Raw genomic sequence first — 13,358 nt, forward strand, 5'->3', positions numbered from 1 at the left:
TGTTTAAAAAAGTTTGTTCATTCATCGATAAAAATTCAGGTTTTTGGAGAATATAATACATAGTAAAATAAAAGCAAATCTTAAGACATGAGAGCTTTTTCCGTTTTATTATTATGTTAAATGTTTCTGTTAAAAAATATTAAAATCGTATTTTTATTTTAATACCACATTAAAATACTGGTAACACTGCCCCGCTAAATTTGTTCTCAAAAAAAATGAAGAAGACTTTAGCTACTTTTGCTGTTTTTTTACTCCCCCTTTATCTTACTGCCCAGGAAATTAACATTACCGGAAATGTAAAATCCGAAAACGGCTCCAGTGTCTCCGGCGTAAGTATTACCGACAAAAACACCGGAAAAACCACGGTGACCGACGAAAGTGGTAATTTTACCATCTCTGCCAATCCCAAAGACATCCTTGAGTTTTATGCTCCTGATTTTTCCATGTATACGGTGGAAGTTTCTACTAAAAGACAATATTCTGTTGTTTTGACCAAAGCCAATGAAAAACAGATTGAAGGTGTTGTCATTACAGCTTTGGGTATTGCCAAGAAGAAAGAAAAAATCGGGTATTCTACACAGGAAGTGGGTACAAAGCAGTTTGAAACCATCACCACACCGAGTATAGGAAACTTATTCTCAGGACAGGTGGCGGGTCTGAATGTTTCCAACCCTACCGGAATGCAGCAGGCTCCCCAGTTTACATTGAGAGGAAATTCCAATCTGGTTTTCGTTATCGACGGGGTGATTGTAGAAAAAGAAGTTTTCCAGAATCTGGATCCTAATAATATTGCTAATATCAACGTTTTGAAGGGAGCAACCGCTTCTGCATTATACGGATCAAGAGGAAGATACGGAGCTGTTTTGATCACCACAAAAAGTGCTAAAAAGAATGGTTTCTCGGTAGAGTTCTCTCAAAATACAATGGTGACCACAGGATTTACCAACCTTCCCAAAACCCAGACTGAATACGGAAACGGTTCACAGGGAAAATATGAATTCTGGGACGGGGCTGACGGTGGTGTGAATGACGGTGATATGATCTGGGGACCAAAATTTATTCCGGGACGGCAAATTGCCCAGTGGAACAGCCCGATCAGAGATAAGTTGACAGGACAGGTAACGCCTTGGTATGGTGCGGTAACCGGAACGCAGTACAATGATAAGTCAAGATACGAAAGAGTTCCAATCGACTGGAAATACCACGATAACTTAAATACATTTTTAAAGCCGGCTGTCATTAACAACAACAGTTTTGCGATCAGTTATAAAAACAACAAAGATATCTACAGGGTTTCCGGAAACTTCATGAATTATGATGACAGGGTTCCCGGATCTTATCTTCAGCGTTATGGGGTCAATTTCTCTTCTGAGAATCATTTAGGTGAAAAGCTGACTTTTGAAACCAAATTCAATTTTAATCAAACCTTTACACCCAATATTCCCAACTATGACTACAATCCAAGCGGACATATGTACACCATTCTGATCTGGATGGGAGCAGATGTAGACGGAAGAGATCTTAAAAACCATATGTGGGTTCCGGGAAAACAGGGCACTGCACAGGCCAACTGGAATTATGCATGGTACAATAACCCATGGTTCGGAGCTGAGTATTATAAAAATAAGAACAGAACCAATGTCATCAATGCACAGACCGGTCTGGAATATAAAGCCACGGAAGATTTCTCTGTAAAAGGTAAGATCTCCCTAGTGGAAAATCACAATAAGCAGGAAATTTTCAGTCCATATTCTTACTTCAATTACAGTGCTCCAAGAAGCGGCGGTTATCTTCTGAATGACACCAAAACCTGGAATCTGAATTCCGATGTACTGGCTACCTACAAGAAAAAGATTTCTGATAATTTCGATTTTACCATCAATGCAGGAGGTTCTACCTTTTACTATAAAAACAACGTAGACAATGCTTCAACAGACGGATTGAAGATTCCTGAGCTGTATTCACTAGAAAACTCTACAGGTGCCGTAAAATACTTTGATTACCTTAAAGAAAAACTGATCTACAGTGCGTACTCAACAATTGATATCGGTTTGTATAATGCCTTTTTCATCAACGTCTCCGGACGTAATGACTGGTCTTCCACCCTTCCGAAAGCCAACAGATCTTACTTCTATCCTTCTGCATCAGTAAGTGCAGTGATTTCAAATCTGGTAAAAATGCCGGAAGCGGTAAGTCTTTTAAAACTTTCAGCTTCGTGGGCTAAGGTAGCTTATGATTTTAAGCCGTATTCAACCAGAAACTATTACTTTAACAATGAGGGCGCTACTTTCAACGGAAACCCGATGTTCAATTATCCTACGATCCTGAATATTGAAAACTCTTTAAAACCTGAACAGACCAAATCTTATGAACTTGGAATGAGTGCGGGATTATTTAAGAACAGGCTTACTTTGGATGTTACTTATTTCAGAACACTCGACTATAATAATATTCTTCAGTTTCCGACTGCATCATCATCAGGTTTTACGTCTCAATATGTAAACGGCAACGAGTATACAACGAAAGGTCTGGAGATTTCCCTGGGTCTGGTTCCCGTAAAAACAGCCAATTTCACGTGGAAATCTTTAATCAACTGGAGTACTTACGAACAGAAACTGACTTCGATCTACGACAATATGCCGAACTACAACAACATCAAGCTCGGTGAAAGAATGGACAGCTTCTATGATTATACCTGGAAGAAATCTCCGGACGGAAAGGTCATTCTGGATGCCAAAACAGGAATGCCGACCAGAGCAGATGCACCAAGCAATCTGGGTCATTTCAATCCGGACTGGACGTTTGGCTTCAACAACACATTCAAATATAAAAAATTCACCCTGAATATCGGAATAGACGGAAGCATAGGCGGTGTCATGAGATCCCAGGTGGTAGAAAAAATGTGGTGGGGCGGAAAACATCCGAACTCAACGGAGTACAGAGATCTTGAATATGCCAATCCGGGAACTTATTATTTTGTACCGGACGGGGTGAATTACAACGCATCTACAGGAACCTACACTCCTCATACAAAACCAATCAACTTCCAGGAATGGGCACAGAATTATCCGTATCAGGCCAGGGTAACACAGGACGAAAGCGAATTGTTTGCGAATGTTTTCGACAGGACTTTCATCAAACTGAGGTCTGTGGTACTGGAATATGACTTCTCTTATCTTCTTAATCCGAAAGGAATGATCAAAAATTTCACTGCCAATATTTCAGCTTACAATCTGGCCATGTGGAAAAAGTCTAAGAATCTGTATTCTGATCCCGATTATCAGATCGGTTCAAAAGATGTGAATGACATCCAGGATCCTTCCAGCAGATGGATCGGAATCGGATTTAATCTTAAATTTTAATCAATAAGTATCCTGAACAATGAAAAACAACATCAATACTATATCGAAATCTCAGAATGGTACAACGGCAAAATGGCTCAGAAGATTCAGCATAAAATCGGTTGCTTTTGCAGGCCTCATGCTGTTGGCTTCATGTGAAACTGATCTCGACAAAATCAATGAAAATCCTAATGATCAGGCCAGCGTAGATCCTAAAGTTCTTTTAACGTACGTATCTAAAAACACCTTCCAGGTCAATGGTGACAATATGTATGCTTCCAGAATGATGATCGGGACAGACGGTGAAAATTCCTATCAGTACATGAAATGGAATGATGCCTCTTTTGAAGCCTATACCAAGAATCTTCTCAATGTAGGAAAAATGATGGACGAAGCCGCAAAGATCAACAATAAGAACTATCAGGCCATCGGTAAATTCTACAGAGCGTATCATTTTTTTAATTTAAGTTTAAAATTCGGAAGCATTCCTTACACAGAAGCTGTAAAAGGTGAATCAGGAATTACCCAGCCTAAATATGATAGCCAGGAAACGGTAATGGCCGGAATTTTATCAGAACTGAAAGACGCCAATGATCTGATCAATACCACAGATAAAATTGAAGGAGATATCGTTTTCAACGGGGATGCTGCCAAATGGAAAAAGCTTATCAATTCTTTTAGACTCAAGATTTTGATCACCATGTCTAAAAAAATGACATTAGGAAGTTATAGCGTAACTTCTGAATTTGCTTCTATTGCCAATAACCAACCTTTAATGACTTCCATTTCAGATAACGGAGAACTTAAGTTTGCCGATGCTGCGGACAGCCGATATACCATGTTCAACAACAGCGGTTACGGGTCGAGTTTATATATGGCGAATTATTTTATCAATCTGTTTAAACTGAGACAGGATCCTCGTCTTTTCACTTTTGCAGCGCAGACTACAGGTGCCAAAGAAGCGGGAAAACCTGTTACCGATTTTACAGGTTATAATGGAGGAGATCCTAATTCTTCTTATTTGGATAATGCCGCTTTGATCACGGCAAAAAATATTTCAAAAGTCAACGACCGTTTCTATAAAGATCCTACCAATGAACCTTCTTCCATCTTAAGCTATCCGGAACTTGAGTTTATTCTTGCAGAAGCGGCCAGCAGAGGATGGATTTCCGGATCTGCAAAAACGCATTATGACAATGCCATTAAAGCCAGTTTCAGCTTTTATCAGACGTATGTAAAAAATCCGGGACAGTATTTTTCAGGATTTGATGTGAATCAATATCTTGCATCGCCGCTGGTAGTTTACAGTGATTCTGATCTGCTGGAAAAACGTCTGGAAAAAATCATGACTCAGAAATATATGACGATGTTTCACCAGAGCCAGTGGACTTCGTATTATGATTATCTGAGAACAGGATATCCTCAGTATCCGCTGAAAGACGGAGTTTCTGCACCATTCAGGTTCAGATACCCACAAGCTGAGTACAACTATAACAGCTCCAACCTGAAAGCAGCACTGGCAGCCCAGTACGGAGGAAATGATGACATCCGTTCCAAACCATGGTGGCTTCAGTAAGAAATTGAAATTTATATAAAAAAACAGATAAACCGCAGGAAAATCCTTTTTAACTTGCGGTTTATTTCTTATTTTGATTGAACATGAACAGAAGAGAATTTTTAGAAAAATCAAGCCTTTTGCTGGCCGGACTGGGAACTTCAAGTGTCCTTCATCCTGCTATTTTAAAAGCACTGGCGATAGAGCCTGCAGCACTGTCTACTTTTTATGATGCAGAACATGTCGTGATCCTGATGCAGGAAAACCGTTCTTTTGACCATGCTTTCGGAGCATTAAAAGGCGTAAGGGGATTTTTAGACCAAAGAGCTTTCGTGAAACAGGACGGACATTCGGTTTTCTTTCAAAAAGATAATGCCGGAAAATATGCTTCACCTGCCCGACTGGATCTAAGAAATACGAAATCCACGTGGATGAGTTCTCTGCCTCATTCATGGTCTGATCAGCAGAAAGCTTTAAACAAAAGAAAATATGATCAGTGGCTTCAGTTTAAGGCCTCCGGAAACAAAGACTATAAAAATATTCCGCTCACATTGGGCTACTACAACAGAGAAGATCTTCCTTTTTATTACCAGCTGGCGGATGCGTTCACTATTTTTGATCAATACTTTTGCTCATCACTGACAGGAACAACTCCGAACAGACTTTTCCATTGGTCCGGAACGTTAAGAGAACAGCAAAACGGAAAAGTAAAAGCCAATGTTTACAATGAAAATATTGACTACGACAAAGCAAAACAGGCCCATTGGAAAAGTTTTCCTGAAATTTTAGAAGAACAGAACGTATCCTGGAAGATGTATCAGAACGAAATCAGTCTTCCAAAGGGAATGTCCGGTGAACAGGAAGCCTGGCTGAGCAATTTTACCGATAATCCTATTGAATGGTTCTCCAAATTCAATGTGAAATTTTCAAAAGGTTATCATCAGAATATTCCTAAGATCATTGCTTATCTGAAAGAAGAGATGGCCAAAAAACCGGATCAGAAGAAAAGGTTTGAAACGCTGATCGCTGAACTTGAAGAAGATCAGATCCTATATTCGCCTGAAAATTACGCGAAACTTTCGCAGAAGGAAAAAAATCTTCACGAAAAAGCATTCACCACCAATATCAATGATCCCGACTATTGGAATCTTGAAATCGGGCAGGATGAAAACGGAGAAAAATTAGTTGTTCCTAAGGGCGATGTCCTTTTCCAGTTCCGGAAAGATGTGGAAGAGAAAAAACTTCCGCTGGTTTCATGGCTCGTGGCTCCTGAACATTTTTCAGATCATCCGGGATCGCCGTGGTATGGGGCATGGTATATTTCAGAGGTCTTAAATATTCTGACCAAAGATCCGGAAACCTGGAAGAAAACCATTTTCATTATTAATTATGATGAGAACGATGGTTATTTCGATCATGTTCTTCCGTTTGCTCCACCCGTTAATCCAAGCCAGCCGGTTGATATGAACGGTAAAGATGGAGTGGAATACGTAGATCAATCGCAGGAATATATGTCCCAGCCTTCATTGAAAGACTATGAAAGAATAGAAGGAACAGTAGGCTTAGGCTACAGAGTTCCGATGATCATTGCATCGCCCTGGACGAAGGGAGGTTTTGTGAATTCTGAAGTTTCGGACCATACTTCCGTGCTGCAGTTCCTGGAGAAATTTATTCAGAAAAAATTCAGTAAAGACGTCAAGGTTGACAACATCAGTGACTGGCGAAGAGCGGTTTGCGGAGATCTTACTTCTGCCTTTAATTCTTCTCCTACCAAAGCTCCCCAAATGGATTATCTGAATCAGAAAGAGTATACGAAGACTATTAATGCTGCCAAAAGCAAACCTGTTCCCAATTTGAAATGGTATGCTGAAAGTGAGATCAATGACGGTCTGCTTGAAATTCAGGAGAGAGGAAGTAAGCCTTCCAACCCGCTTCCTTATCATTTCCATGTCAATCTGGACAACGGAAAGATCAGAATGACGAATGTAAAAGAAGCCGGAGTTCCTTTATTAGTCTATGACAGAACAAAATTCAACGGTAATGATTATCACTTTTCATATGCTCTCTACTCAAAGCAGGAACTGTCGCATACAGTGAATCCCGGAACCTATGATCATGAAGTTTTCGGGCCTAATGGTTTCTTCCGCAAATTCAGTGGAAATAATACACCTGAAATAGACGTGCAGCTGATGAACGACGGCAAAAAAAATGAAGCAGAACTGGTTTTCAAAAAGAAAAAAGGCAACGTTTCGGTTATTGTAGAAGATCTCTATGATAAAACGAAGAAGACCGTTTCTTTGCATCAATCTGAAGAAAAAATAAAACTTGATCTCAGTAAAAATAAGGGCTGGTATGATATAAAAGTAAGCCTGGACGGTCATATCTGGCATTTTGCAGGAAGAGTGGAAACCGGAAAAGTTTCCATTTCAGATCCGCACTGGGTATGATAACCCGGAAAACATTAAAAACCAAAGCCTTGCATAGTATTATGCGAGGCTTTTTATATAGGGTGCCAATCATGCATCAATACGCAGATTTTACAGAATTCACATGTAAATATCACAACCCATAATGCAATATTGTAAACGAATAGTTAATAATATGTAAAAAAGAAGATTTTTTTACTATTATATGTTGATTTTTATTAAATTCACGTAACTAATTAACAAACATCATGAAAAAATTAAACCTTAGCCTTGCAGTATGCTTTCTTTCCGCCGCATTTTCCGGAGGATTACAAGCACAGGATACGAATACTGACAATCACACCATCACCATTTCTATTCCCGAAGTTGCACTGGTAGATATTGAACCTGCTGCAACCAAAAACATCACATTAGGATTTACGGCACCTACAGAAGCAGGTAACCCTGTGACAGCGAGTGCGTCCAACAATACACTTTGGCTGAATTATTCGTCCATCAAATCTGTAGCAGATCCTACCCGTAATGTCTCTGTAAAAGTAGGTGCGCTTATTCCCGGAATTGATATTCACGTAACGGCAGCGGCGGCTACAGGAAGTGGGGCCGGTACATTGGGTACACCAGCAGCTCAGATTACCTTAAGTGCAGCGGATCAAACCATTATTTCAGGGATCGGAAGTGCTTATACCGGCAACGGAGCGAACAACGGACACAATCTTACGTATGCTCTGGCAGCAGGAAGCGGCCCCGGAGGTGTAGCAGCTTATGCAGATTTACAGGCAACAGCGACTACGGTGGCAACGGTTACCTACACGATCTCGGATAACTAGTCTTAATTCTCAATTTTAAATATTATAAGAAGAAACCGCCCGTCAGTTTCTTCCAGGTTGTATATGGCCTGTGATTTAATTTCAAACTTTACATGATTATGATGAAGCGTATGTTCCTTTTGATGTTTTTGATGCTGCAGTTTAGCTTTTTATATGCCGGTATTGTCGTTCTGAACGGTCTTACCCATGCCTATAAAGTAGAAAACGGAAAAGTATACAAAGGGAAAGTAGAGATTGAAAATACAGGAAGCAAACCTCAGAATGTAAAATTATTTTTACAGGACTTTACCTATCACGCGGATGGTTCAATCAATTATACGGCGATCCGTACGAATAACAGAACCAATGGTGACTGGATCAAACTGAATACAAACCTGATCACCCTCAAAGGTAAAGAAAAGACCGAAGTCTTCTATGAAATCACAGTTCCCAATCAACCGGTAGACCCGGGAAGTTATTGGAGTGTGATTATTGTTGAGCCTGTAGAGGATATAAAACCAAGCGATGATAAAGCGGGAGTGAACATCACTTCTATTGTACGGTATGCTATTCAGGTCATCACTGATTATGCAACGGAAAAAGCAAAACCGGACCTTAAATTTGAAAGTGTAAAAATAGAGAAAGAAGAAGGCAAACAGATCGCAAAAATAGCCATCGCCAACAACGGCAATCTGTATTGTAAACCTACAGCCTCTATAGAAATCTACAACCGGAAAACCGGACAACGCATCGGAAGCTATACGAGCATTGCGATGGGATTATTACCACAGACCTCCAAATCATTCTACATTGATATCAGCAAAGTTCCGGCAGATCAGTACAAAGCGGTCATTATAGCCACGGATGAAGAAGAAAATGCCTTTGCGCTCAATGTGGAATTAGAAGTAAAGAATGATTAAAACTTGGATTTTATATATCGTCCTATTATCACTATTCCCGGTACTTATTTTTTCTCAACAGCAGCCAGGTCCATTGGCCAGTAAAAAAGATAGTCTAATGCCGGGAATGTCTACTTCTATTTCCTTTGCGCTGGAAAATAATTCGGATGAAAATAAAACCTATCATCTTACCGTTACAGCTTCAAGTCCTTTTCTTACCCCTATTTTAGCAAAAGCAGAGTTTAAAATTTCTGCGCACGAGAAAACAGTTTATCTTGTTCCCATCCGTATTTCAGCGGAAGCAGCACAGGGACTTTATTCTGTCATCCTGCATGGAACCGACCGTTATGACGGTACGACTTTCACCAAAACTTCGAAGGTGATTATTTCCGGAAGCAGAAAACTCAGCCTTACGTCATTAAATTCACCGGAGTTTATCCGGGCTGGCGAAACTATCCAGGCTTCTTTTCTTTTAAAAAATAATGGAAATGTTACCGAAACACTTATTTTGGAAAGTAAAAATGCCGTGGTAGATCACGATGCTTCCATCACATTAGGTCCGAACGAATCTAAAGTGATCGGCATTTATAAAGTTACCAATGCTGAACTAGGCCAGAATGAATTTCAGAATCTAAACCTGTCTGTATATTCTCAGGATAATCCAAAAGAAAATCAAACGGCTTATGTAAGTGTAAAAATTATATCGGTAAAACCTGTGGAAGACGATATTTATCACCGGCTTCCTGTTTCGGCATCCCTGTCTTTTATAGGAATGAAGAATATGGGTGTTTATCAGGACGGATTTCAGGGGGAAGTATACGGTAAAGGAACTTTGGACAAAAACAATAAAAATCAGATTGAATTCCATGCAGTATCAAAAAACCCTGTTGAATTCAATTCTTTCACTCAATACGAAGAGTATTTCATTAATTATAAAAGAGAGAATTTCTTTGTTCATCTCGGTGATAAAACCTATTCTGCTTCTTATTTAACGGAGTTTGCACGATATGGCCGTGGAGCAGAAATCCGCTATGATTTCAAGAAAATCAGTTTGGGTGGTTTTTACAATCATCCCCGGTTCTTCAGGGATATTAAAGATGAATTTAATATCTATTCAACGTTTAAAATCAGAAAAGAGTCAGAAATCACTGCGGGATATCTTTATAAAATTCCGAGAAAAGGAGAAATGAATTTCGGCAATATCAGGCTGGATTCTGAGGCTCATCTTCCTTACACGACAGGAAAATTCAGGATTTCAAAAAATATAGTTCTTTCGGGAGAGGCTGCGTTCAGTAAGACTGAGCAGATGGAAGGAACGGCTTATATGGCGCAGGCGCAGGCCACTTTTGAGCGGTTTAATGGAAATCTGATGTATATGCGTGCAAGTCCAAAATTTGCGGGATATTTCACCAATACCAGCACATTTAACGGAAGTATTCAATACAGACTCTCTAAAAAGCTGAATGTATTTGGAAATTATATCCAGGATGCCAAGAATTTCCAGCGGGATACATTGTTCTATGCAGCTCCTTACAGAAGTTTTTTGCAGTATGGAATTCAGTACAAATATATTCCGAGTGGCCTGATTACTTTGTATAATGGATTTCAGAAGTACCAGGACCGTCTGGAACCGAAACAGTTTGATTATTATGAAAAGTATTTTAAAGTCAGTATTGATCAGCAGATCGGAATGTTTCAGGTGAATCTTCAGGGACAGTTTGGAAAAACCAATAACTACCTGAGTGGATTTAACGGAAATTCCAGTTTCTATACGACGAATATATCTTTTGAAAAATTTAAAACTTCGTTTAATGTTTATGCCAGTTATGCCATTACATCACGGTATCAGCTTCAGAATGATAAACAGGTGTATTACGGAGCGAGAATCTTCAGCAGGTTTTCGGATAAGACCAGTCTGAGTCTTTTTTATCAGAATAATTATATGCCTGAGGAATATTTCAGAGACCGGAATCTTTTTGAGGTTTTGTTCCATCAGCAACTATTTCCCGGCAGCGAACTTGATCTGTCGGGAAGATATTCTTTACAACGCGGTGAGCTGGGTAATAAGGATTTTATATTTTCTTTACGCTACACACTTCGCCTAAATGTTCCTGTGCAGAAAACCGCGGAGTACACTTCATTATCAGGAAACATAAGTAATTTGGGTGTAAAAAAGACAGAAGGTATCAGGTTGATGCTCGGCAACCATTTATCTATTACGGACAAGGATGGGAATTATCAATTTAAAAATATTGTTCCCGGCGACTATTTTCTGGAGATAGACCGGTCGACCGCCGGCATTAATGATATTACCAATATTTCTTTACCGGCTTCATTACATCTTACCGGCAAAGAGAATACGTTCAATTTCGGATTAACTACAGCATCCACTATTAAAGGAAGTATCGAACTTGCTGAAAATGATGATAAGGACCAATACAGTTTCGCTCATTATCAGCCAAAAACAGAAAAGAAGAAAAGACAAAGCATCATCATCGAAGCATCCAACGGCGAACAGACCTACCGGAAAATAGCATTCATCGGTGAAACTTTTGATTTCATGTATCTGCGTCCCGGAGAATGGAAAATTAAACTGTACAGAAATGGTCTTGACAAACGGTATAAAATAGCAACGGATTCTTTTCAATTTAGCCTTAAACCATCGGAAACACAGAATGTAGCGATTCATATTGTAAAACAGCAGAGTGAAATCAAATACCAGCAGGAAATGATCAAAGTTGGATATAATGAATTAAAAAAGAAAAAATGAAACTGAAGCAACATATCTTATACTTGGTTTTTGGTCTCATATCCGGAACAACATTTTCACAAACCACAGTCCCGATGACCCTTCCTGTAGTCACTCTGATGGATATAGAACCTGCAGGAAACTTTACGTTGAATTTTACAGCTCCTACAGAAGCCGGACAGGCTTTAAGTCTTCCGGCAGCCAATACAACAAAGTGGGTCAATTATACATCGGCAATTGCACCTGGAGGACTGACAAGAAGAATTACGGCTTCTATCAATACACCCATTGCCGGAGTTAATATAAGGGTGCAGGCTGCTGCTGCTTCGGGAGCTGGCGGGGGAACATTAGGAACGTCATCAGGCCTTGTTACTCTCAGTACAACAGCTGCTACTATTATTACAGGAATAGGAGGTGCATTTACCGGAAATGGTGCAAATAACGGACATATGCTTACGATCAGTCTTTCGGTAAGTTCTTATGCTAATCTTTCAGCCCGTACCAACACCCCTGTTATCATCACCTATACCATCACAGAATAAAATTGGAAAATGAAAATCAATAGTCGCCTTCTCAGGAATATACTTTTAAAAAGATATCTTTATCTCTTTCCATTAATAATGGGTAGTTGCCTGCAGGCTCAAACAGTGGTTCCCAGCGGAAGTGGCTGGACTGTAAGTGTGCCTGCTATTACCGAAGCAGGGAACAACTATGCAGGAACTTATGCAAGTGCCACTAATGCAATTATATTATCAGGGACAATGCCAGGATCTTTTCTTAATCTTCTCTCTAATGGAGCAGCCAGAATAAGCGTACGTTATACCCCCACGGCATGGAATAATGCGCTGCATCTCTATGCAAAAAGAAGTGGTGGAACGGCTACTATTAGTGGGCTTTGTCTTGGCTGTACCGCTACTGTCAATGGCGGAACAACTTATCTAGAAATCCTTCAGGCTACTGATACAGCATTTTGTACCATCAATTTTTCCGGAATTTTAGGGTTGGGTAACAGTGTATCCTACTCTGGAATAAATGTGCAGTTGCAGATAACCGGTGTTTCTGTAGTTATTCCTGCCACGTCATATAGCTCTCAACTCGTTTTCACCATAGGCCCCAATTAAAAGGATGTACATTCTGTATATTTTTTTTAATTACAGTGAAATGTCTCACGCAGATCTTTCAGATTGAGCGGATACCTTTTAATTGTGGAAAGAGAACAGATGGAAAATCCTGGTGTCTAGGTTTGGGCTAAAGCCTTTGCAATGGATATACAATGCAAGCGGGCTAAAACCCGCTCCTATTGAATATTATAGGAAAAATATCGGAGATCAGTTTACAGATTTAGGACAAAAGCTAAACCAGTAAGTTATGAGTATTTAGGTATGGGCTATAAATGATGAAGTGGATCAACGACCCGTTTATTGCCCATAGCTTATGGCTTATCGCTTATGGCTTATGGTAAAGATAAATGATGATTGATGAAAGATGATTGATATTCTGTGGTAGTAGTAGTAGTAGTAGTAGTAGTAGTAGTAGTAGTTTCTGCTCCCTCATTACTCATTGCTTATTGCTTATTGCTTAT

At 39.6% G+C, this 13,358-nt stretch carries 8 protein-coding genes; all 8 read left to right on the top strand.

All coding sequences use genetic code 11. The annotated features are described in order from the left end of the window. Positions 1–215: 215 nt before the first annotated feature. The 8 genes from IW22_RS22585 to IW22_RS22620 all read left to right on the top strand — a co-directional run bounded on the left by IW22_RS22585 (position 216) and on the right by IW22_RS22620 (position 12,897). Positions 216–3,362: a SusC/RagA family TonB-linked outer membrane protein gene (locus IW22_RS22585; protein ID WP_034731694.1), complete on the top strand. Its 3,147-nt coding sequence runs from the start codon at positions 216–218 to the stop codon at positions 3,360–3,362. A gap of 19 nt (positions 3,363–3,381) precedes the next feature. Next, positions 3,382–4,917 carry a SusD/RagB family nutrient-binding outer membrane lipoprotein gene (locus IW22_RS22590; protein ID WP_051891358.1) on the top strand — a complete coding sequence of 512 codons (1,536 nt, stop codon included), beginning with the start codon at positions 3,382–3,384 and terminating at the stop codon, positions 4,915–4,917. 83 nt (positions 4,918–5,000) lie between these two features. Then, positions 5,001–7,343, top strand: a complete 2,343-nt coding sequence (locus IW22_RS22595; RefSeq protein WP_034731697.1) for a phosphocholine-specific phospholipase C — start codon at positions 5,001–5,003, stop codon at positions 7,341–7,343. 227 nt (positions 7,344–7,570) lie between these two features. Further along, positions 7,571–8,149 carry a hypothetical protein gene (locus tag IW22_RS22600; RefSeq protein ID WP_034731700.1) on the top strand — a complete coding sequence of 193 codons (579 nt, stop codon included), beginning with the start codon at positions 7,571–7,573 and terminating at the stop codon, positions 8,147–8,149. Between the two features lie 98 nt (positions 8,150–8,247). Beyond that, positions 8,248–9,048, top strand: coding sequence for a WxL protein host-binding domain-containing protein (locus tag IW22_RS22605; RefSeq protein ID WP_034731717.1), 801 nt, complete (start codon positions 8,248–8,250; stop codon positions 9,046–9,048). After that, complete coding sequence (locus IW22_RS22610) at positions 9,041–11,797, top strand: hypothetical protein (RefSeq protein WP_034731702.1); 2,757 nt, start codon at positions 9,041–9,043, stop codon at positions 11,795–11,797. Before IW22_RS22605 ends, IW22_RS22610 begins: the two co-directional genes overlap by 8 nt. Further along, positions 11,794–12,318 carry a hypothetical protein gene (locus tag IW22_RS22615; protein WP_034731705.1) on the top strand — a complete coding sequence of 175 codons (525 nt, stop codon included), beginning with the start codon at positions 11,794–11,796 and terminating at the stop codon, positions 12,316–12,318. The genes IW22_RS22610 and IW22_RS22615 overlap by 4 nt, the downstream gene beginning before the upstream one ends. Before the next feature lie 9 nt (positions 12,319–12,327). After that, entirely contained in the window at positions 12,328–12,897 is a 570-nt protein-coding gene (locus IW22_RS22620) for a hypothetical protein (RefSeq protein WP_034731706.1), read from the top strand. Positions 12,898–13,358 lie beyond the last annotated feature (461 nt).

It is taken from the genome of Chryseobacterium sp. JM1 (assembly GCF_000737715.1).
Lineage (GTDB): Bacteria > Bacteroidota > Bacteroidia > Flavobacteriales > Weeksellaceae > Chryseobacterium.